The organism is Flavobacterium sp. HJ-32-4 (genome assembly GCF_022532105.1).
GTDB lineage: Bacteria > Bacteroidota > Bacteroidia > Flavobacteriales > Flavobacteriaceae > Flavobacterium.
In genome coordinates, this window is sequence record NZ_CP092832.1 from 1455001 (window position 1) to 1476895 (window position 21895).

18 protein-coding genes (1 of these 18 cut by a window edge) are annotated in these 21895 nt (G+C 52.2%); 9 read left to right on the forward strand and 9 right to left on the reverse strand.

Annotation, left to right across the window (positions count from 1 at the left end):
- The 4 genes from MKO97_RS05865 to MKO97_RS05880 all read left to right on the forward strand — a co-directional run.
- On the forward strand, positions 1-2584 hold the 3' portion of the coding sequence (locus MKO97_RS05865; RefSeq protein ID WP_241105133.1) for a starch-binding protein. 782 nt of this gene lie to the left of the window's left edge; only the last 2584 of its 3366 coding nucleotides appear in the window; its start codon lies beyond the left edge, outside the window; its stop codon occupies positions 2582-2584.
- An 86-nt stretch (positions 2585-2670) separates the two neighbouring features.
- On the forward strand, positions 2671-3255 hold the full coding sequence (locus tag MKO97_RS05870; RefSeq protein WP_241105135.1) for a Crp/Fnr family transcriptional regulator: 585 nt from the start codon (positions 2671-2673) through the stop codon (positions 3253-3255).
- 60 nt (positions 3256-3315) lie between these two features.
- Complete coding sequence (locus tag MKO97_RS05875; protein ID WP_241105136.1) at positions 3316-4107, forward strand: T9SS type A sorting domain-containing protein; 792 nt, start codon at positions 3316-3318, stop codon at positions 4105-4107.
- Between the two features lie 43 nt (positions 4108-4150).
- Positions 4151-4522 carry a DUF4406 domain-containing protein gene (locus MKO97_RS05880; protein WP_241105137.1) on the forward strand — a complete coding sequence of 124 codons (372 nt, stop codon included), beginning with the start codon at positions 4151-4153 and terminating at the stop codon, positions 4520-4522.
- A 6-nt stretch (positions 4523-4528) separates the two neighbouring features.
- Here the strand turns inward: MKO97_RS05880 and MKO97_RS05885 are convergent, their stop codons facing one another.
- Positions 4529-5473 (reverse strand): GSCFA domain-containing protein, encoded by a 945-nt coding sequence (locus MKO97_RS05885; RefSeq protein WP_241105138.1) that lies wholly within the window; start codon positions 5471-5473, stop codon positions 4529-4531.
- The gene (alaS, locus tag MKO97_RS05890; protein ID WP_241105142.1) at positions 5473-8100 is read right to left on the reverse strand and encodes an alanine--tRNA ligase; all 2628 of its coding nucleotides are present in this window, start codon (positions 8098-8100) and stop codon (positions 5473-5475) included. The genes MKO97_RS05885 and alaS overlap by 1 nt, the downstream gene beginning before the upstream one ends.
- 169 nt (positions 8101-8269) lie before the next feature.
- On the opposite strand from alaS, the gene MKO97_RS05895 reads away from it, so the two are divergent.
- The 5 genes from MKO97_RS05895 to MKO97_RS05915 are packed head-to-tail and all read left to right on the forward strand — an operon-like array spanning position 8270 to position 11407.
- Positions 8270-9247 (forward strand): M23 family metallopeptidase, encoded by a 978-nt coding sequence (locus tag MKO97_RS05895; RefSeq protein WP_241105144.1) that lies wholly within the window; start codon positions 8270-8272, stop codon positions 9245-9247.
- A complete protein-coding gene (locus tag MKO97_RS05900) occupies positions 9247-9579 on the forward strand; it encodes a MerR family transcriptional regulator (RefSeq protein WP_241105146.1) in 333 nt (110 codons plus the stop codon). Before MKO97_RS05895 ends, MKO97_RS05900 begins: the two co-directional genes overlap by 1 nt.
- 12 nt (positions 9580-9591) lie before the next feature.
- Positions 9592-10176, forward strand: coding sequence for a LemA family protein (locus tag MKO97_RS05905; protein ID WP_241105147.1), 585 nt, complete (start codon positions 9592-9594; stop codon positions 10174-10176).
- Positions 10176-10607, forward strand: coding sequence for a TPM domain-containing protein (locus MKO97_RS05910; RefSeq protein WP_241105149.1), 432 nt, complete (start codon positions 10176-10178; stop codon positions 10605-10607). Before MKO97_RS05905 ends, MKO97_RS05910 begins: the two co-directional genes overlap by 1 nt.
- Positions 10607-11407: a YgcG family protein gene (locus tag MKO97_RS05915; RefSeq protein WP_241105151.1), complete on the forward strand. Its 801-nt coding sequence runs from the start codon at positions 10607-10609 to the stop codon at positions 11405-11407. Before MKO97_RS05910 ends, MKO97_RS05915 begins: the two co-directional genes overlap by 1 nt.
- Before the next feature lie 165 nt (positions 11408-11572).
- On the opposite strand, the gene MKO97_RS05920 is transcribed toward MKO97_RS05915, so the two are convergent.
- From MKO97_RS05920 to MKO97_RS05950, 7 genes are all read right to left on the reverse strand, one after another.
- Positions 11573-14413, reverse strand: a complete 2841-nt coding sequence (locus tag MKO97_RS05920) for an outer membrane beta-barrel protein (protein WP_241105152.1) — start codon at positions 14411-14413, stop codon at positions 11573-11575.
- 104 nt (positions 14414-14517) lie between these two features.
- Complete coding sequence (gene der, locus MKO97_RS05925; protein ID WP_241105154.1) at positions 14518-15828, reverse strand: ribosome biogenesis GTPase Der; 1311 nt, start codon at positions 15826-15828, stop codon at positions 14518-14520.
- A gap of 780 nt (positions 15829-16608) precedes the next feature.
- Positions 16609-17880 (reverse strand): T9SS type A sorting domain-containing protein, encoded by a 1272-nt coding sequence (locus MKO97_RS05930; protein WP_241105156.1) that lies wholly within the window; start codon positions 17878-17880, stop codon positions 16609-16611.
- Positions 17881-17909: 29 nt separating this feature from the next.
- Positions 17910-18347, reverse strand: a complete 438-nt coding sequence (locus MKO97_RS05935; protein WP_241105158.1) for a hypothetical protein — start codon at positions 18345-18347, stop codon at positions 17910-17912.
- Positions 18348-18379: 32 nt separating this feature from the next.
- Positions 18380-19600 (reverse strand): T9SS type A sorting domain-containing protein, encoded by a 1221-nt coding sequence (locus tag MKO97_RS05940; protein ID WP_241105159.1) that lies wholly within the window; start codon positions 19598-19600, stop codon positions 18380-18382.
- Positions 19601-19607: 7 nt separating this feature from the next.
- The gene (locus MKO97_RS05945; RefSeq protein WP_241105160.1) at positions 19608-20126 is read right to left on the reverse strand and encodes a hypothetical protein; all 519 of its coding nucleotides are present in this window, start codon (positions 20124-20126) and stop codon (positions 19608-19610) included.
- A 32-nt stretch (positions 20127-20158) separates the two neighbouring features.
- Positions 20159-21895 (reverse strand): T9SS type A sorting domain-containing protein, encoded by a 1737-nt coding sequence (locus tag MKO97_RS05950; protein ID WP_241105161.1) that lies wholly within the window; start codon positions 21893-21895, stop codon positions 20159-20161.

The window sequence follows — 21895 nt, forward strand, 5'->3', positions numbered from 1 at the left end:
CGGACAGATTGACGGTCGGGGCGGCCAGTTCGCAGCGCCCTATTGCTTCACACCACACAAAGCGCGATACGTAGATCCGGCCACCGGAACGGCCTTCACCCTTGACATCGTCCCGATGGCAGAACTCGACAGTTACCGTGACGGGTACTCCCCACAAGGTATCTCTAATCTCCAAAACAATATTGCACCCTACGCGCTTGCGAACCGCCCTTCGCTAGTGCTATTGGCACACGACGGCGACAACGCCTGGGGCGGAGGATCCAGTTACTATGACGAAGCGGTCCCTGGTTTTACCAATGCTGCCGCCGGAGCGGGATACACACCTACCACCATCCAACAGTACCTTTCCGATTATCCGGTGCCCGCTACCGACATCGTACATGTGGAGGACGGTTCGTGGTTCAACGCTGCGAACGACTGGGGATCGCCCCAGTTCATCAACTGGCTGTGGCCCTTCTACGACACCAACCAAGAATTCAACCCGAATGGATGGACGGAAGATGTACGCAACCAGGCGGTCATGATTGCAGCCGAAAACCACTGTGTCATGGCCGAGGAATTGGAAGGTGGCGTACAGATCGCCGACATCGTCAATCCAACCGCTAGCTCTTCACCGGCTGAGAAGGCCTGGCACTTCCTGATGCCCGGACTCGACAGCGGAAACGCCTACTACGGCGATGCGATCGATCTCGAAATAAAAGCGACCATCGCTGCGAACAACGCCGTCATCCGGGCGCAGCCAACGCTCGACGCGAATGCCGGCGTCGATACGACCAAGCCAACGGTTTTCATCCCGCAGCGGTATCCGTACAATCCGGGTGAAATCGGGTTCGGGCCGAATTACGGATACCAACAAAAATTGAACACCGCCGATTTTACCGTTTGGACATTGGCCTACGACGTGAATGACATCGCGGAAGCCGTCGTAAAATACCGCATCGACGGCGACGGCACCAACAACCCGGCATCCGACGAAAACGAAACCTATTTCGGTGGTACCGAGGTCGGCGCCTGGCAATCCCTTCCGATGACCGAACGCATTTTTCCAACAGGCAACATCACCAACAATCCCAATATTAGTTTTTTCATCCTTCCCAATAAAATCGCCAACCAATACAGCGCCAAGATCGTGGGGATTTCTAACAAACTGGTCGATTACTACGTGGAGGTAACGGACACCTTCGGCAACGTGAACAAAACAGCCATCCAGCACGTATGGGTGGGCACGAACCTTAATGTCAATCCTACCGTAGCGTTTACGCCTGAGAACCCGTATTCCCCGACGCCGATAACCGTCACGATGACCGCATCCGATTCGACCGATCCCACGCCCGTACTGTATTATACGATCGACGGTTCCGATCCGACCGTTTCGTCTCCATCGGCCGTAGGCAGCGTACAAGTTCCGATCACACAAACAACAACCTTCAAAGCGTTCGCCAAGGACGTGGAGGGAAATATATCACCGATTACCACCAAAACCTACTTTATAGGCGAGACACCTTCGTTCACCGTCCACGTGAAGGCACCGGCTTCCTGGTCGACGGTACGGGTGCACTACTGGAATGCCACACCCACAGGCGTACTCACGGATACTGCCTGGCCCGGTGTACTCATGACGGCCGATTGCGATGGATGGTACCACTATACTTTTACGGGCGTCACATCGGTGAACGTTGTGTTCAACAATGGCTCGGGCGGCAGCGGAAACCAGACCGCCGATTTGGTCGTACAAACGGATGCCTGGTACGATGTCACATCGGCCTCGTGGGTAAGCGGACCCACATCAGGTGCGCCGTGTCTCACGATCGCACCTCCCGGCGGGACGTTCACCGTCGGCAATACCGTCAACGTGACCCTTACCGCTACCGACAACGACAGCCAACCCCTTATTTATTATACGGTGGATGGCTCGACACCGACTGACGCCTCTACAGCAGTCGCGAGCGGATTTCAATTGCCGATTTCGACGACGACAACACTCAAAGCGTTTGCAAAAGATATGGGAGGAAATGCCTCGCCGGTGAAGACGGAAACGTACCAATTTATCCAACAAACCGGATTCACTGTTTACTTCAAACCGCCGGCGGGTTGGCCCACACCAAAAATTTATTACTGGAATGTGCAGCCAACGAGCGCCATGCCATCGGTCACCTGGCCGGGCGTGACTATGACGGCTGCTACCGGCGGATGGTACTCGTTTACATTTTCTGGCGTAACCTCCGTCAACCTTATTTTCAATAACGGAAATGGCGGTGTCGGCGTGAACCAGACAGTGGACATAACAGGCATTACCTCCGAATTATGGTACGACTGGGCACTCGGTCCGCTCAGCAATCCCGAATTTACAGCCGCACTGCGCGTTACACTTTTCCCCAATCCGTCGAATGGCACGGTCGGGATTCAATCAGACCGCGTGATTTCGCGGGTAACGCTCTACGACCTGGAGGGGCGGAAGGTTTCCGAACAACAACCGGTGTCGGGCACCTTCAATATCCAATCGCTGGCGGAGGGAACCTACATAGCCCGATTGGAAACGCAAGATCGCACGGTTGTCACGCGTTACGTGATCCGCCGGAACTAAAGAGGTGGGAACTTTTTCCCCTATCCCGAGGTTTGGTTCGTGTCCCTTTTTGTACTAACATTGCGGCATTCCACGCGGTATTCTATATGGACACAGACTTGATTCTCGGCAGTATAGCGCGTCACATCCGTTTATCCGACGAGGAAACGCGCCACTTTTTGACCCTCTTGCGCCATAAAACAATCGAAGCGGGTGACTACCTGCTGCGCGAAGGCCAGATTTGCAAGGAGCAGTATTTCGTTTGCCGCGGCTGTCTGAAGTCGTTCTATACTGATTCCGACGGCGTCGACCACTTGCTTGACTTTTCCATAGAAGGGTGGTGGGCCGAGGACCTTCACAGCATGTTCACCGGAACGCCGTCAAAAACCAGTATCCAGGCCATCGAGCGTACCGAGGTGTGGGTTATCGATACCGATGCACTTGCCACGATTTACCGAACACTTCCACAGTTTGAACGGTTTTTCCGACTGAGTTTCCAAAACGCCTACATCGCACAGCGCGAGCGCATCATCGCCAACCTCTCGGTGCCGGCAGAAGACCGCTACACCACATTTCTGGCGCGGTTTCCTTATGCAGAATCACGTTTTCTGTTGAAAGATGTCGCGTCGTATTTGGGCATCACGCCGCAATTCCTTAGCGTGATCCGACGTAAAAAAAAGGCACCGAATTAAACTAGAATAAGTCCATTGTCGGTTTCTTGACTTTATTTTGTCGCATCAAATGCTACTATCGTGACAAAGTGGACAAAGACAATGCTGGCCTCATTGCTGTTTATGGGCGCTATCGTTGACCAGTCGGTAGCACAAAGCTGCACTATTGGCAACGAGGATGTTACGGGTTTCGACAACACCGTCGATTCGTTTGCCGCCGACTATCTCGTTGGGACGCGGTATCAGTTGGAGGCCGACGGTACACTGACCGGTGTAGGTTTTGTCGGACGCAATACGGGCGCACAAGTGCAAATGGCCGTCTACACGGATTTTGATAACCAGCCGGGAACGCTTATCGCTGTCTCGACCGTTGGCACAGTTGGGGAAGGTTTACAGACGTTCCCGTTGACGCCCACTGCGTTGTCAGCCGGCCTGTATTGGATCATGGCGGTCTACGATGAATCCGGACCTCATACGCATACCAAAACCACACCCGAAGGTCGGATTTGTTCGTACAAGCAATTACCGTTCGGATCGGCGATTCCGTCAACAGGCACCGGTTTCGGAGGGTATATCGGAACTGATTTTTCCTATTTCATGCAAATCACCTGCGGTACGCTTCACGCGGAGCATCCGGATGTAACCGCTTTCCGTTGCTATCCGAATCCGGCCCGCGAAACGATTGAAATACCTGCTATTCAGGGGCTTGATGCCACCCGTTACCGTATTACCGATGCCGCCGGGAAAACCTTGTTGTCGGGTGGGTGGTCAGACGGTGTCGTGAAAATCGACGTAACCGCACTCGCATCTGGCGTGTACTGGTTGCAGACCGACGATGGACGCTGGCCGCCGATCCGATTCTGCAAAGTGTAGCTTGTAACGCGGCGTTTTTACTATTTAATTCAACCCTATATACATGCCAAAACCCTTGATGATCCTGGTAGCCGGACCGTATCGCTCCGGAACCAACGACGACCCCCAACGCATCGAAGCCAACGTGAAGGCAATGACGGATGTTGCATTGAAACTCTATCGCATAGGGCACATGCCCGTGCTCGGTGAATGGTTCGCGCTGCCGCTGATCGAGGCCGCCGGTTCCAAGCAAATCGGGGATGCGGTCTTCAATGAGATTTTCCATCCGATTGCCGTCAAACTCATTGACTATTGCGATGCGGTCTTACGAATGGGTGGGGCGTCGGCTGGGGCGGATGAAATGGTTCGAACCGGTCGCGAGAAGGGCAAACAGGTTTTCTTCGAATTGTCCGAAGTCCCGGTAATCGAAAGCTAGCCTAAGCTAAAAACGGATAAAAGGGAAGCGCTGTTGTAACTGCCTGATCCGTTCTGCCAATCCCTCACGAAAACGGCGATGCGTGTCACTTTCCGGATGGAATGGTCGGTGCGCGAGACCCTTTCGTATAGCATCCACTTCCTCCATGATGGGAAGCGCCTCCGGAGCGATCCAGGTGTCGGCAAACCACTCCCATATATACGATAGTGCCAGTTCGTTGGGGTGCAACAGGTCCGAGGTGTAAAACCGGTAGTCGCGCAGTTCATCCATCATCAATTCATACGACGGAAAATACGAAGCGTGCGTTGCGTCGGATAATGCCTCATGGAGTCCGGCAATTAGATGGGCTTTGCTTCGCTGGTTTTCCACAAAACCGTCCTTAATATGGCGCACCGGTGAGACGGTAAATAGAATGTGGGCTTCGGGGCGCAACTGCCGGATATGGGTCATCATCGCCCGAACCGATGTGGCGACGTCTTCCACCGAACGTAGCTCTTTCGTGAAGTCACGCTGGGGTACCTTGTGGCAATTCGCGACCAACGCATCCGTCGCCGTATAGCGGTACACCCATGCCGTGCCCAGGGTGATGATTACATGTGACGCGTCTGCAATACAGTTCCTAAGGAGTGAAACGGCATCGTTCAAGGCCGAAATGACGTCTTCTTTAGTGCCGCTCAAATCAGAGTGGGCATCGAAGCAATGCCAGCGTTCGTCATGGAAAAAAAGGTCGGCGTCGGTGAACGTTTTGTGGGAAACGGCAAAATGAAGGACTTTCTCGATCGCATCCGGACTGAACAGTATCCCAAACGGATTGACCGTGTGCCGAAAACCGAAGTAGTCGAACTTCTCGGCCATGTGGACGGCAAAACACGAACCCAACGAAACCATCCGTGCATCATAGTCGATCCGCGGCTCACCTGGACGTTTCGGGAGACGTGTGAGCAGTTCCATTACGGAAGGAATCCGGCCGCGGCTTCCAACGCCTGCGGTATACCCAAAACGTCTTTTCCTCCCGCGGTTGCGAAGAACGGTTGTCCGCCACCGCCACCTTGTATGTGTTTCGCCAATTCGCGCACAATCGTACCGGCATTCAGGTTCTTTTCGGTCGCGACGTCCTTGGAAATATATACCGTCAGCATCGGCTTGTCATCGGCTGCGGTGGCCAACACCAGGAAGAGGTCATTTCCGAGTTGTCCGAGTTCATACGCCAGGTCTTTCGCCCCCGCCGGGTCGAGATCCACCTGCTTCGCCAGAAAGCGTACGCCGTTCACCGTTTTCAGCTCGGTGGCAAGTTCGCCTTTGAGGTTCCGGGCTTTCTCTTTCAGTAGTTGCTCTACCTGTTTTTTCAATTTGGTATTTTCGTCCTGAAGCGAAACCACCGCTTTCAGGCTGTCCTGCGGATTTTTCAGCGCTTCGCGGATGTTTTCCAGTGCGCGTTCCTGATCGGCAAAATAGGTGCGTACGGCGTCGTTCGTAATTGCTTCAATACGACGGATGCCTGCCGCTACGGCGCTTTCCGATACAATCTTGAAATACCAGATATCGGCGGTATTGCGCACGTGGGTACCACCGCACAATTCCATACTCGTGCCAAACCGGATGGCGCGCACGTTGTCGCCGTATTTTTCCCCAAACAGCGCCATAGCACCTTCCGATACGGCTTGTGCAAATGGGATGCTGCGGCGTTCCTCAAGCGCCAGATGATCGGAAATCCGTGCGTTCACAAAGGCTTCCACCTCGGCTAATTGGGCATCGGTTACTTTGGCAAAATGGGAAAAGTCGAAGCGCAGGTAGTCGGGCGCTACGAGTGATCCCTTTTGCTCGACATGGGTGCCGAGAAGCGTACGCAACGCCTGGTGCAGCAAATGCGTGGCGGTATGGTTGCATTCGGTTCGGGCACGTAGGGCACCGTCTACGTTGGCGATAAACGTCGCCTTCAGGTTATTCGGCATTTTCCTGACAAAGTGCAGGATCAGGTTGTTCTCTTTTCGGGTATCGATGATCTCAATCGCTTCGTCTCCCGATGAAAGCGTACCGCGGTCGCCCACTTGTCCGCCCCCTTCCGGGTAGAAGGGCGTGGCATCGAGTACGAGTTGATACAGGACACCGTCTTTCTTACTGTCGATTTTGCGGTAACGGGTAATACGCACCTCATTCTCAAGCTGGTCGTATCCTACAAAGGTCTCCACATTCCCTTCGATCAAAACCGTCCAGTCGTCGGTTGCCACTTCTGACGCAGCGCGCGAACGGGTCTTTTGCACCTGCATGGCTTTGTCGAACTCGCTTTCGCTGAACGACATTCCTTTTTCCTTCAGGATCAACGCCGTAAGGTCTTTAGGGAAGCCAAAAGTATCATATAGTTCGAACGCTTTATCACCGGAGATCTCCTTTCCGTCAGAGTCCTTTACAAGATTCTCGAGTAGCTGGAGTCCCTGGTCAAGCGTTTTCAGGAACGACGTTTCTTCTTCGCGGATGACATTGGCCACGAGTTGTTCCTGGGCTTTGATTTCCGGGAAAAAGTCGCCCATTTGTTGTGCAAGGACGGCGACGAGTTCGAATATGAAAGGTTCTTTTTTGTTGAGGAAGGTGAAACCATAGCGGATGGCGCGACGGAGGATACGACGGATGACGTAACCTGCCCCGGTATTCGATGGCAACTGGCCGTCGGCGATGGCGAACGCGACTGCCCGCACGTGGTCGGCTACCACACGGATGGCGATGTTGACTTTTTCTGCTTCTGCGGATGGCGCCTTCGAATGGTAACGGGTGCCGGTAAGCCCTTCTATTTTCTGAATAAGTGGGGTGAAGACATCCGTGTCGTAATTCGACTGCACGCCCTGCAACACCATACACAAACGCTCGAATCCCATGCCTGTGTCGACGTGTTGGGCCGGCAATTTCTCAAGCGATCCGTCGGCCTTGCGGTTGAATTCCATGAACACGTTGTTCCAGATTTCCACCACTTGCTGGTGGTCGCCGTTCACGAGGTCGCGTCCGGGAATCAAGGCTTTTTCTTCCGGTGATCGAAGGTCAACGTGTATTTCCGAACAAGGTCCACAGGGTCCCTGGTCGCCCATTTCCCAAAAATTGTCTTTTTTATTGCCCATCAGGATGCGATCCTCGGGCACAAGCGCGCTCCAAATGTCATATGCTTCCTGGTCAAACGGGACGTTCTCTTCCTTGCTTCCTTCAAAAACGGTTACATAGAGGATGTCTTTCGGCACACCGTACACTTCGGTCAAAAGTTCCCATGCCCAATGGATGGCGTCTTTCTTGAAATAGTCGCCGAACGACCAGTTGCCCAGCATCTCGAACATGGTGTGGTGGTAGGTATCAAAGCCTACATCCTCCAGGTCGTTGTGTTTGCCCGACACACGAAGACATTTTTGGGTATCCGCGATGCGTTTGCTTTTCGGTCTGCCATTGCCCAGGAAGAACTCCTTGAACTGCGCCATGCCCGAATTGTTGAACATGAGCGTCGGGTCGTCTTTCAAAACGATGGGTGCTGAGGGAACAATCAGGTGGCCCTTGCTTTCGAAGAAGTCGAGGAATTGGCGGCGGATGTCTTGTGATTTCATTTTATAGGACGTGGGAAACAAAAAAGAAAGGCGTCATACGCCTCACATCCAAACCGTTAACGGGCTGGTCGATATGACTTTCGGTTTCCCCTTGAAACATTTTATAAATTTGTGCGTATAAACAAAGGTTGCCCTTTGGTAAGCCACAAAAATAGGAAGTTTCCGAAACATGGCGAAAGTAAAATATTACTATGATTCCGAAAACCTTGCGTACAGGAAAATCACCGTCCGCAAGCGCAAAAAGTTCGGGTATGCCATGCTTTTTCTCCTGTCGTCGGCACTCTTCGGTGTGCTGGCATTCGTCGTCCTGCTCAACACCTCTTTCCTCGATACACCGAAAGACCGTTTGCAGGAGCGCGAACTCCAGAATTTGAAGGTACGCTACGCCATCCTCAACAAACGGATGGACGAACTCGACGAGGTGATCAGCGATATTGAAGAACGCGACAACGGCATCTACCGTAACTATTTCAACACGTCGCCGATTCCCGCGGCCCAGCGCAAGGCGGGTCTGGGCGGAGTGAACCGGTATAAAGAACTGGAAGGATTCGACAATTCCGAATTAGTGATCAATACCACCAAACGGATCGACATCCTGTCAAAGGAACTCGCCGTGCAATCGAAATCGCTTGATGAGATCGCGAAGCTGGCGAAGGAAAAAGAAAAGCTGTTGGCGGCGATTCCGGCCATTCAACCCGTCCGGAACGAAAACCTGCGGGCTGTGGCATCGGGCTTTGGATATCGCAGCGACCCGTTTACCAAAGTGCGGAAGTTCCACGCCGGGATGGATTTCTCAGCGCGCACGGGTACCCCGATTTTTGCGACAGGCGATGGCGTGGTCGAGCGGGCCGACAATACGGCCTCCGGTTACGGCAACCATATTGTCATCCGGCACGGTTATGGCTATGAAACGCTGTATGGCCACCTTAGTCGTTACAAAGCGAAACGGGGCCAACGTGTCAAGCGGGGTGAAATCATCGGATATGTCGGAAGCACGGGACGTTCAGAAGCGCCGCACCTCCATTATGAAGTACATAAAAACGGGGAAGTTGTAAACCCCATCAATTTCTATTACGGAAATATCTCGGCGGCTGAATACGTCTTGATTTCCAAATTAGCCAACCAGGAAAACCAATCTCTCGACTGATGCATATAGAACTAACACCGGGTAAACGGTATTACAGTATAGGGGAAGTGGCGAAGGCATTTCAGGTGAATGCGTCGCTGATCCGTTTTTGGGACAAGGAATTCGATGTCCTCAAACCCAAAAAGAACGCCAAAGGCAACCGGATGTTCACCCCAGAGGACGTGAAAAACCTCCAGATGATCTACCACCTCGTCAAAGAGCGTGGTTTCACCCTGGAAGGCGCCCGCACCCACCTGAAGGAAAACCAAAAGAAAACGCTTGATACGTTTGAGATCATCAGTCGTCTTGAGGCGGTCAAGGCACAATTAGTAAATATTAAAAATCAACTTTAAATACAATCAGACATGAAAAAAGGAACCATTATTATCCTGGCTATCGTTGGCGTTTTGCTTCTGGGCATCTTCTATTTCTTCAGTGTGAAGAATGAAGCGTTGCGGAAAAGCCAGGCGGTTAATAAAGAATGGGGTAACGTACAGACGGCCTATCAGCGTCGGAATGACCTTATCGGTAATTTGGTCAATACGGTGAAGGGTGCCGCCGATTTCGAGAAATCGACCCTTACCGCGGTGGTGGAGGCACGCGCCAAAGCGACGTCGGTTACGGTAGATCCTACCAATCTGACAGCCGCACAACTTTCATCGTTCAATGCTGCGCAAAGCGGACTGACCAGTTCACTCGGACGACTACTGGTTACGGTCGAGAAATATCCGGATCTTAAGGCGAATTCGAACTTCCTGAAGCTGCAGGACGAATTGTCGAGTACTGAGAACCAGATCTTGACAGCGCGCACCCGTTTCAACGAAGCGGTACAGGCATACAATGGTTATGTATTGGCAGCCCCTCAAAGCCTTTTCCTTGGAGGCTATACAGAAAAACCGTATTTCGAATCGGTAGCTGGTGCTGACAAGCCCGTAGAAGTGAAATTCTAATGGCAGGCGATTTCCTGACAAAAGACGACGAACTCCAGATCGTAGCCGCCATACAGGCTGCCGAGAAGGAGACGTCGGGTGAGATACGAGTGCATATCGAAGCCTCGTGCGACAAAGAACCGTTTGACCGGGCCCGGGAGGTATTCGCCCAATTAGACATGGATGCCACCAAACTGAAAAACGGGGTATTGATTTACATGGCGGTTAATGACCGAAAATTCGTCATATGCGGTGACCAGGGTATCGATGCCGTTGTACCGGCTGATTTTTGGGACACGACCAAAGAGGCCATGCAGGCGTTCTTTCGCAACGGTGATTTCAAATCGGGTCTGCTTACCGGTATCAGGTTGGCGGGCGAGAAACTACGCGCGTTCTTCCCATGCGAAGACGACGACACCAACGAATTGTCAAACGAAATCTCCCGCGGCTAATGAGAAAGTTATCAGTTATTTTCGCGTTCGTCGCAGCGATGTTCGTGCCTCTGCATGGATTTGCACAATTTGAAATCCCGGCGAAACCGTCTGAGCAGACCAGTGTGTACGACTATGCCAATATGCTGGAAGAACAGGACGAGGCAGCCCTGAAAGAGAAGTTATTGAAGTATGCAGATTCGACCTCCAACCAAATGGTGGTTGTTACCATTGAAACACTCAAAGGTGATGACATTGGCACACTCACGCCGAGATGGGCGCAGGAATGGGGAATCGGGCAATCCGATACCGACAATGGCGTACTCATTTTGGTGGCGAAGGAAGAGCGGAAGATATGGATCAGTCCGGGATATGGACTTGAAGACAAGATAACCGCCGGTATCGGTGGAGAAATCACGCGGAACATCATTGTGCCGGAGTTTAAGGAAGGCCATATTTACGCCGGACTCAACAAAGGTACCGACGCACTGATCGACGCGATCGCCGGTAAGTATAAAGATGGCAGCAAGGCCCGCGGACGCGGTGGAGACGAAGGGTTTCCCTGGCCGGCGCTGCTCGTGGTCTTTTTCGTAGTAGTGTTTATCATCATCGGCGCAATTCGAAGAGGCGGACGCGGTGGACGCGGCGGTCTCGGAGGCGGCGGTGGCATGGGTCTCGGTGAAATCATCCTGCTTAGCAGTCTGGGTCGCAGCAGCGGCGGCGGATTTGGCGGCGGTGGTGGTGGTTTCGGCGGCGGCTTTGGCGGTGGCGGTTTCGGCGGCGGAGGATTCTCCGGCGGCGGATCGGGCGGAAGCTGGTAGTCGAGTTGGCAGTAGGCAGTCTCAGTAAGCAGTTGTTTATTCATCCGATACGTCGCTTCTCCCCGAGAGCGAGTTAAATAGATAAAGGCGAATCATTTATGATTCGCCTTTTTATTATTAAGTATCCCAGGAAACTGCCTACTGCAACTGCCCACTGCTTGCTGGCTAATCCATCCACCAAAAACGGTTCTCTTCTTTCTTCTTCCCGCCAAACTTCTCGATTTTGTAGGTCAGGGAGAACATTACATAGCGACGCAATACGGTGTTTTGCGCATCGCGGATGCCGGTCGCTGTGATGGTGCGGGTGGCGCTGACGTTTTGGTCAAGAAGGTCGTATACCTTTACTTTCGCCAAAAGGTCTTTGTTGAGGAAGTTGTAACCGAGACTGACGTTCCACAAAAGGAAATCCTTACGGAAACCGTCGGCGATCATCGAGTTGTAGGTATAACTGACGTCGTTGCCAAAGACCACATTCTTCGGCCAATACGACGTAGTTTGCAATGAAAGCGTATGACGGACGTTGGTCTGGCGGTCAACCACATAATTGTCATATCCGGTGTCACTGTACGTAAAGCTGTAGTTCGGTGCAATGGAAAGCAACTCCCCATAGTCATACGAGAAGGTCAACTTCGGCGTCAGGCTGAGGGATTTGGCGCTGTATAGTACTGGAGTGGGGACGGGTTCGCCCGCGCTTGGTGGACTTGTAATATATCCCAGATCATAATCGTATCCTGACGAGACGCGTACGCCATATCGGTAGGAGTGGGCGTCTTTTTTAACGGTCTTACTCCAGTTGCCGCCAAACCAGGTGGAGGCACCACCCGAAACGTTGCGGTAGCTGGTGGTCGATTTCAATGACGCGTCGTAGGTTACTACCGAGGCCACGCGGCTGTCAAAGATGCTGCCGCCACTCCAGATGCTCCAGCCCGATTTGGTCTGGTGATCGTAGTCGCGGAGACTCAAGTAGAAATAATGTTGTTTGTTCGGCGACAGGTCGGGGTTACCCACCACCGTGTTTTGCGGGTCGCTCAGGTCAGTGATGTCGAGGATTTGTTGGGCAGACGGATAGTCGATGTTGTAGTTGTAGTTCATCCACAAAGCGGTTGTCTTCGTGAAGTTATAGCCCGACCACACATTTGCCGACGGGAAGATGTCGTTCTTACGGATGCCCTTGCGGTCGCCCAGGTATTCGCCGTTGGCGGCATAATTGGCAATAAGCGGCCCGCCATAGAGGTTGACGTTCCATTTTCCCTTCTGGATGCCTAATCCGACTTTCGGACCAAAGGTCTCTGTCCGTGATTGCAAATAATTGGAAAGCAGTCCGTTGAAGAGGTCAAAACGACCTGAAGCGCCATCAAAATCATACGTCACGTTGTCGTCTACCCGTTGCGAGCGATCATACTCGAACTTAATACGCACCGACATCGAATCGGGCACGGGTTCTGACCATTCGAATTCGGAGTGGAAGCGCTGGTTGATCCCACGTCCCGAGCGAAGTTGGTTCCGGTCATCGGATGTCGTGCGGTCGGAAACGCCGTCGCCATCGTCATCAAAATAGAAACGGTTTTGTGAAACGTTATACGTGCTCGACTCAGTTTCGTTGTTATCGAGTTCCATCCAGCTGCTTAGGTACCGGCCTTTGCGTTTGCGGGAACTCCGCCCGATATACAACGATCCGCCCAGATTGCCGGAGCGGGTCTCGGCATCGCTGTTTCCAATATTTTCCTGCGTGAGACGTCCGGCGGCGTTGGTAGTAGAAGAGGAACTGGCGCTTTCGTAATGCGACCGGCCACGCGAGATTTTCGGTGTAAAGGAAATCGTCGTGAGTGTGTCAGGTTTGATTTCGATTTCCAGACTGCCGTTATGGGCGAAGGTAAATTCGTGGTTGACCGAATTCGACTGGGTCGTAAAACTGTCGTCTTCGAGGAATGTCACCGCGCGGGTGCGGTTGGTGTTGTTGCGGTCGCTGTCGGTATAGAAATAGCTGCCGTTTGTCGTCAGGTTCTTAACCGGTTCATCGCTGTAATTCACCCCAAGTATGTTCGATTTCTTGATGCCGAATCCGCCACCGAACATCATGCCGTTGATGCCGAATGACCCGTCGTCATTGGTCCAGATAGAGTAATTACGTCCACCGCCCATACTGTCGAAAATCTCGTTCATCGAGAAACCGGTGGTATTGATGTTGTTGGAAGAGCCGATCAGGGAGATCTTTCGGCTTCCCTTAAAATAGTTGAGCATGAGGCTACTTTCATAGCGTTTGTCGCTGCCGTAGCCGGCCATCGCCTTACCGAAGAATCCTTTGTTCTTGTCTTCGTCGATGGTGAGGTTGATGGAGGCCTCATTTGACGAGGCTGCCTGTCCGGTCGTTTCTTCTTTCTTGGTTTTGGTATCGGTGATCTGTACCTTGTTGATGATATCGGACGGCAGGTTCTGCAACGCGATTTTACCTTCTTTGTCGAAGAAGGGTTTGCCGTTCACGAGGATTTGGTTGACTTCCTTTCCGTTTACCGTTATCTTTCCATCGTTGTCGATTTCGACGCCCGGCAATTGTTTCAACAGGGTTTCCACATTGGCATCGGGCCGCACTTTGAAGGAGGACGCGTTGAATTCGAGGGTGTCGTTTTTGATCCGCACAGGAGGGGCTTCACTCTTGATCTGTACTTCCTCAAGCGCGCGCGGGGCATCTTCCAGTTCGATCGTGCCGACGTCAACGTTTTCCGACAGCCCTTCGAAGCGGCGGGTGTAATCGGCAAACGTAATCATGGAGGTTTTGAGGATGACCGGCTTGTCGGTTTTCCGGACGGTCATCAGGAAGGAGCCGGTGCGGTCGGATATCGTGTATTCGATCATGGTGGAATCCTTCGCGGATTGCAGATACACGGTGGCCGCTTCCAGCGGTTTTTTCATTTCCTTGTCAACCAGTTTGCCCTTGATCGTGATGTTTTGGGCGAATGTAGAGGATACGGCGGATAACAGCAGTAGTAGCAGTAAATTACGGGTCATGCGTTTGTTTTGTGAAGAAACGCGAAGAAACGATTTTCCGTGTGCAACTACGCGCTTTTCCTACCGGTTTAACACACGGACTTAGCAACTGCGAACAAAGGGCACTATTTTTCGCGGATGTAGATGTCGATCGGAACCCCTGAGAAGTCCCATTTTTCCCGGATTTTATTTTCAAGGAAACGCTTGTAGGGATCTTTTACATACTGTGGCAGGTTCGCGAAGAAGACAAACTGTGGCGTTTGCGTCGGCAATTGCATGCAATATTTGATCTTGATGTATTTGCCCTTGATGGCCGGCGGTGGGAAGTTTTCGATGACCTTCAGCATGTGGTCGTTGAATTTCGACGTCGAGATGCGTTGGCGACGGCTTTCGAAGACCTGTACGGACGCCTCAAGCGCTTTCAAAAGACGCTGTTTGGTCAGTGCCGATACGAACAGGATCGGTACGTCGGTAAACGGCTCGATCTCTTTGCGGATGCGGTTTTCGTATTCTTTAGACGACATGGTGTCTTTCTCGACCAGATCCCATTTATTTACGAGAATAACGACACCCTTACGGTTTTTTTCGGCCAGCCAGAAAATGTTCTGGTCTTGTCCTTCGAACCCACGGGTGGCATCGATGACCAGGATACAGACGTCAGCGTGTTCGATGGCGCGCACCGAGCGCATGACGGAATAAAATTCAAGATCTTCTTTTACTTTGGCCTTCCGGCGGATACCGGCGGTGTCGACCAGGTTGAATTCAAATCCGAAACGGTTGAATTTGGTATCGATGGCGTCGCGGGTAGTGCCGGCGATGTCCGTCACGATATACCGGTCTTCGCCGATCAGTGCATTGATGAAACTCGATTTACCGGCGTTCGGGCGGCCTACGACGGCAAAGCGCGGCAGTTCTTCGTCTTCCTGAACAGGTTCCGGCTTTTCGGGAAAGGCGTCGATCAGGGCATCAAGCAATTCACCCGTGCCGCTTCCTGAGATACTGGCGAAGGTATAGTAATCGCCCAGTCCGAGGTTATAGAATTCGATTGCTTCTTTTTCGCGGGCCCCATTGTCGACTTTATTGACCGCCAACAGCACCGGTTTGGTCACCTTCCGGAGGAGTTTGGCGACGGCTTCGTCCATTGGGGTGATGCCTTCCTCGACGTCGACCACAAAGATGATGACGTCAGCCTCGTCGATGGCGAGTTCCACCTGTTTGCGGATTTCACCTTCGAATACATCGTCTGAGCCACGCACGTAACCGCCGGTGTCAATGACCGAAAATTCACGTCCGTTCCATTCGCTTTTGCCGTAATTCCGGTCACGTGTCACACCGGCCACCGAATCGACGATGGCTTCACGGCGCTTGATGAGGCGGTTGAAAAGCGTCGACTTCCCTACATTGGGGCGTCCGACGATAGCGACGATGTTGCTCATGGTGAAATTTTCGGCAAAGGTAGGGATTTAAGTTTGGAAGTTGGGGTTGATGGTTGAGAGTTCATAGTTCATAGTTCATGGTTCATGGTTCATGGTTCATAGTTCATGGTTCATGGTTCATGGTTCATGGTTCATAGTTGATGGTTGATGGTTCATGGTTGAGAGAGGAGAGAGGAGAGAGGACAGGATAGGTCGAAAGTTGAAAGTCCAAAGTCTACCGTCGGGAAGATCTTTAGGAAAGGGGAGAGCGGGCAAGGTTAGGAAGTTCAGAAGATCGGAAGTTGGGAGGTAGGAGTTGGGGAGACAAGAAGTTCGCACATTTTTTATAAAACTGGAAATAATTGGGAAATTAGCGGATTAGCAAATGAGCGAACGCAAAAATGGGTGTGAGGGGGGCGTCGTGGGACAAGCAAACTTTTTTCTATGAACCAACGCCTATTTAGTGCTGGGTTGGAGTAGGAGACTGGGTAATGAGATAGGGAAATAGCGGAATGTACTTAAAGCACACTCGGTTTATATACGACATATACACGACATATACACGACATATATACGACATATATACGACATATATACGACATATATCCGGTGTATATACGATTTATATAGCTTATGACCCGTCCTAAAATAACTATGCAGGTTAATAACTAAATCCTGTTTTGGTTACACAATATAACTGCCAGCTTATGTTTAGATATATCAGTGTTTCGAAGGTGGAGATTATAATAAGCCTCAAAGAATGAAATTTGGTGCTGACGTTTTAGCCCATGTTTATTTCTTCTATTTCTTCACCACACGCAGCGTGGTGGTGGTTTTTTGGTTCTGTATTTTGAGTAGGTAAACGCCCGGGGGCAGCGACGCGGTTTCCAGTATGTTTTCCCCTTCGGAGAGGCTACCCTTTGCCAGTTGTTTCCCGGTCATGTCGACCAGGACGTATCGTGCTGCGGTACGGCTGCTAACGAATAGTTGCGTGTCTACGGGGTTGGGGTAAAGTCCAAAACCGTCGTTTTGGTTGTCGTTTACGCCTAGTGGCTGACAGGGAGCCGTGGCATATTTGGCGACAAAGAAGTCGGTTTGGAGTCCGTCGTTGTAGATGTCGCCACTGGCAAACGTCATCTGGTGGCCGATGCCGCCCCCGAACAGATAGTCGCCTGCGGCATCTACGGTAAGGGCACTTCCGACATCGTCATAGCCGGCATCGCCGGGTATTTTAGTGAGGGCAATACAGGCACCGGTGGTTTTGTTGAAGCGAGCCAACAGGGCTTCTGACCCTTCGCCTATGGTATTGACATTGAGCACCTGCCCCCCCCAGGTAAAGTTGGAGGCGTTGGCGCGCCCGGCAAACCCTACTTCGTCTCCATTCAGTGCGATACCCCCGCAGTTGTCGGCCTGTTTATTGGCATACGAACTCCAGATGACGGTAGAAGCAGTAGGATCGGTTTTCATAACGAAGGGGGGATTGACATTCGTATTGGAACTGACCCCCAGAAACGAGTCTATATTGTTGATGGAAAGTCTTCCCGCAATGTAGAGGGAGTTGTCCGAGTCAAAAGCGAGGTCGAACAGGCAGGAATAGTAGACATTGGTGGTGGTATCGGTCCGCATCCACTGGAACTGTCCCTGCTCATTGAAACAGGCCAACAGGAAGCATTTGTCGGTGGTTTGCCCGCCCAGTGTGATGGTAGCAGCGGCGGAATCCTTCATGGCATACATATAGAAATAGCCGTTGTAGGGATTACGGTAGAAATGTAGGGTGCCTATATAACCTCCGTTATATTGTATGTCTAAAGGGCCGATGGCACCGGTAAGGGTTCCCTGGGCGTTGTATTTCAGGATGAAGAATTTAAAACCTGATGTATTTACAAAAGCGCCGTCGCCGACGGGGCCATCGGGTATCTCGACCAGCCAGTAAGCCGTGGCTGTGGCCTTATCCATTGCAAGGGCATAGCTACGCGTTTTCAATAATCCATTCTCAATCGGCGTATCGTCGGGTTGTGGCCGTTTAAACCATTGCATGACACCGTCGGGAGAATACTTAACAATGAACAGCATGCTGCTGTGTTGGTCATCGACGGTAAGGATTACATCGTCATCAATGCGGGGGGGGGGTATAAATAATTGTTGCTAGCGAACTTTCCCGCCACATACACATTGCCATCGGCATCCACCTGGAGGGTAGGCACGACCTCCTGCCCTCCGCCGCCGATGATCTTTGACCATCGGTAGGTGCCGTCGCAGGCAAAACTGGCCAGGGCAATATCCTGTTTGCTGTTAGAGTCTCCGAAATTGGTCTTGGGCACACCGTCGATGTCAAGGCTGGTAAGCGCCACGGCCGAGAGCACATATACATTGCGCTGGCTATCGGTGGCCATACTGTAGACCTGCTCCCTACGATCTCTGAGGGACGCGTTCCCGCCGTTAAACATTTCGTCAAAGGCCCCACCGCGTTTGCCCCACTGCCAGGTTTGGGCGTTGCAGAAAAGGGGAAGGAGTAGCAGGAGGTGGAAATATCGTATCATAGGTGACTGAGGCCTATTGCATAGCAGGGCGATTATTTCTTCACCACGCGCAAAGTGACGGTAGTTTTTTGGTTCTGTATTTTGAGTAGGTAAACGCCCGGGGGCAGCGACGCGGTTTCCAGAATGTTTTCCCCTTCGGAGAGGCTGCCCTTTGCCAGTTGTTTCCCGGTCATGTCGACCAGGACGTATCGTGCCGAAGTGCTACTGCTTACGACCATTTGCTTGTCGACGGGGTTGGGGTAAAGCCCAAAACCGTCGTTTTGGTTGTCGTTTAGGCCCAGTGGCTGACAGGGAGCCGTGGCATATTTGGCGACAAAGAAGTCGGTTTCGAGTCCATCGTTGTAGATGTCGCCACTGGCGAACGTCATCTGGTGGCCGATGCCGCCCCCGAACAGATAGTCGCCTGCGGCATCTACGGTAAGGGCACTTCCTACATCGTCATAGCCGGCATCGCCGGGTATTTTAGTGAGAGCGATACAGGCGCCTGTTGTTTTGTTGAAGCGTGCCAACAGGGCTTCTGACCCTTCGCCAATGGTATTGACATTGAGCACCTGCCCCCCCCAGGTAAAGTTGGAGGCGTTGGCGCGCCCGGCAAACCCTACTTCGTCTCCATTCAGTGCGATACCCCCGCAGTTGTCGGCCTCCTTGTTGCCATATGAACTCCAGATGACGTTGGAGGCGGTAGGGTCAGTTTTCATAACAAAGGCGGGACTGGTGTTGGTAGTATTGGCGCTGACACCGAGGAAGGAATCCATATTGTTGACACAAAGTTTTCCCGCAATGTAGAGGGAGTTGTCAGTGTCAAAGGTGAGGTCGAACAGGCAGGAGTAATAGGGGCTGGTGGATGTATCGGTCCGCATCCATTGGAACTGTCCCTGCTCATTGAAACAGGCCAACAGGAAGCATTTGTCGGTGGTTTGTCCGCCGATACTGACAGAGCCAGTGGGGGAGTCCTTCATCGCATACATATAAAAAAAACCGTTGTAGGGGTTGCGATAGAAGTGTAGGGTGCCGAGATAACCCTCGATGTACTGTATATCCAACGGACCGATGGCACCTGTGAGGTTTCCTTGCGCACTGTATTTCAGGATAAAAAAATTAATCCCCGGTGTTTGGTTGACGAAGGCGCCGTCACCGTATGTGCCGGGCGGTATTGCCACCATCCAATAACTCACACCTGTTGCTTTATCCATTGCCAACGCAAACGAGGCCGTTTGTGAAAATCCGACCTGATAGGGTGTGTTGTCGGGCATAGGCCTTTTAAAACCATTGCATGGTACCTTCTGACGAATACTTTACTATAAATAGCAGGCTGGCATGTTCTTCGTCAACATTTAGGATCACGTCATCATCAACGCGTGGAGGATAAAAATCTTGATAGTAGTTCGCAAATCTCCCCGCTACATACACATTATCCTCGGCGTCCACCTGCAGAGTGGGCACTACCTCCTGCCCCCCGCCCCCTATAATTTTAGACCACCGATAAGTACCGTCACAGGCAAAACTGGCCAAGGCAATATCCTGTTTGCTGTTAGAGTCGCCGAAATTGGTCTTGGGCACACCGTCAATATCAAGGCTGGTGAGCGCCACGGCCGAGAGCACATACACATTGCGCTGGCTGTCGGTGGCCATGCTGTACACCTGTTCCCGGCGGTCTCTTAGGGAAGCCCCTCCGCCGCCGGGCATTTCGTCAAAGGCACCGCCGCGTTTGCCCCATTGCCAGCTTTGGGCGTTGCAGAAAAGGGGAAGGAGCAGCAGGAGGTGGAAATATCGTATCATAGGTGACTGAGGCCTATTGCATAGCAGGGCGATTATTTCTTCACCACCCGCAAAGTGACGGTGGTTTTATGGTTCTGTATTTTGAGTAGGTAAACGCCCGGGGGCAGCGACGCGGTTTCCAGAATGTTTTCCCCTTCGGAGAGGTTGCCCTTTGCCAGTTGTTTCCCGGTCATGTCGACCAGGACGTATCGTGCCGAAGTGCTACTGCTTACGACCATTTGCTTGTCGACGGGGTTGGGGTAAAGTCCAAAACCGTCGTTTTGGTTGTCGTTTAGGCCCAATGGCTGGCAGGGAGCTGTGGCATATTTGGCGACAAAGAAGTCGGTTTCGAGTCCATCGTTGTAGATGTCGCCACTGGCAAACGTCATCTGGTGGCCGATGCCGCCCCCGAAGAGATAGTCGCCTGCGGCATCTACGGTAAGGGCACTTCCAACATCGTCATAGCCGGCATCTCCTGGTATTTTAGTGAGGGCGATACAGGCGCCTGTTGTTTTGTTGAAGCGTGCCAACAGGGCTTCTGACCCTTCGCCAATGGTATTGACATTGAGCACTTGCCCCCCCCAGGTAAAGTTGGCGGCGTTGGCGCGTCCGGCAAACCCCACTTCGTCTCCATTCAGTGCGATACCCCCGCAGTTGTCGGCCTGTTTATTGGCATACGAACTCCAGATGACGGTAGAAGCAGTAGGATCGGTTTTCATAACGAAGGGGGGATTGACATTCGTATTGGAACTGACCCCCAGAAACGAGTCTATATTGTTGATGGAAAGCCTTCCCGCAATGTAGAGGGAGTTGTCAGTGTCAAAGGTGAGGTCGAACAGGCAGGAATAGTAGACATTGGTGGTGGTATCGGTCCGCATCCATTGGAACTGTCCCTGCTCATTGAAACAGGCCAATACAAAACATTTGTTAGTGGTTTGCCCGCCCAGTGTGATGGTAGCAGCGGCGGAATCCTTCATGGCATACATATAGAAATAGCCGTTGTAGGGATTACGATAGAAGTGTAGGGTATCCAGGTATCCTCCGTCGTATTGTATATCCAGTGGGCCAATGGTGCCTGTGAGATTGCCCTGGGCATTATATTTCAGGATAAAGAACTTACGTCCCAATGTATTCACAAAAGCGCCTTCGCCGATGGGGCCATCGGGTATTTCGACTAACCAGTAAGCGGTGCTCGTCGTTTTATCCATTGCAAGGGCAAAGGAGCGCGTTTTAAAGAGACCGTTCTCAATCGGCGTATCGTCGGGTTGTGGCCGTTTGAACCATTGCATGACACCGTCGGGAGAATACTTAACAATGAACAGCATACTGCTGTGCTGGTCATCGACGGTAAGGATCACGTCGTCATCAATGCGGGGGGGGTATAAATAATTGTTGCTAACGAACTTTCCCGCCACATACACATTGCCGTCGGCATCCACCTGGAGGGTAGGCACGACCTCCTGCCCTCCGCCGCCTATGATCTTTGACCATCGGTAGGTGCCGTCACAGGCAAAACTGGCGAGGGCAATATCCTGTTTGCTGTTAGAGTCGCCGAAATTGGTCTTGGGCACACCGTCAATATCGAGGCTGGTGAGCGCCACGGCCGAGAGCACATACACATTGCGCTGGCTGTCGGTGGCCATGCTGTACACCTGCTCCCGTCGATTCGTCAGGGAAGCCCCTCCTCCATTAAACATTTCGTCAAAGGCCCCACCGCGTTTGCCCCACTGCCAGGTTTGGGCGTTGCAGAAAAGGGGAAGGAGCAGCAGGAGGCGAAAATATCGTGTCAT

Coding starts and splice junctions, on each gene's coding strand:
- MKO97_RS05895 (WP_241105144.1), top strand. CDS start 8,270: ATGGCGAAAGTAAAATATTACTATGATTCCGAAAACCTTGCGTACAGG.
- der (WP_241105154.1), bottom strand. CDS start 15,828: ATGAGCAACATCGTCGCTATCGTCGGACGCCCCAATGTAGGGAAGTCG.
- MKO97_RS05920 (WP_241105152.1), bottom strand. CDS start 14,413: ATGACCCGTAATTTACTGCTACTACTGCTGTTATCCGCCGTATCCTCT.
- MKO97_RS05950 (WP_241105161.1), bottom strand. CDS start 21,895: ATGACACGATATTTTCGCCTCCTGCTGCTCCTTCCCCTTTTCTGCAAC.
- MKO97_RS05905 (WP_241105147.1), top strand. CDS start 9,592: ATGAAAAAAGGAACCATTATTATCCTGGCTATCGTTGGCGTTTTGCTT.
- MKO97_RS05915 (WP_241105151.1), top strand. CDS start 10,607: ATGAGAAAGTTATCAGTTATTTTCGCGTTCGTCGCAGCGATGTTCGTG.
- MKO97_RS05900 (WP_241105146.1), top strand. CDS start 9,247: ATGCATATAGAACTAACACCGGGTAAACGGTATTACAGTATAGGGGAA.
- MKO97_RS05870 (WP_241105135.1), top strand. CDS start 2,671: ATGGACACAGACTTGATTCTCGGCAGTATAGCGCGTCACATCCGTTTA.
- MKO97_RS05945 (WP_241105160.1), bottom strand. CDS start 20,126: ATGATACGATATTTCCACCTCCTGCTGCTCCTTCCCCTTTTCTGCAAC.
- alaS (WP_241105142.1), bottom strand. CDS start 8,100: ATGAAATCACAAGACATCCGCCGCCAATTCCTCGACTTCTTCGAAAGC.
- MKO97_RS05930 (WP_241105156.1), bottom strand. CDS start 17,880: ATGCTGTTCATTGTTAAGTATTCTCCCGACGGTGTCATGCAATGGTTT.
- MKO97_RS05935 (WP_241105158.1), bottom strand. CDS start 18,347: ATGATACGATATTTCCACCTCCTGCTACTCCTTCCCCTTTTCTGCAAC.
- MKO97_RS05885 (WP_241105138.1), bottom strand. CDS start 5,473: ATGGAACTGCTCACACGTCTCCCGAAACGTCCAGGTGAGCCGCGGATC.
- MKO97_RS05910 (WP_241105149.1), top strand. CDS start 10,176: ATGGCAGGCGATTTCCTGACAAAAGACGACGAACTCCAGATCGTAGCC.
- MKO97_RS05880 (WP_241105137.1), top strand. CDS start 4,151: ATGCCAAAACCCTTGATGATCCTGGTAGCCGGACCGTATCGCTCCGGA.
- MKO97_RS05940 (WP_241105159.1), bottom strand. CDS start 19,600: ATGCCCGACAACACACCCTATCAGGTCGGATTTTCACAAACGGCCTCG.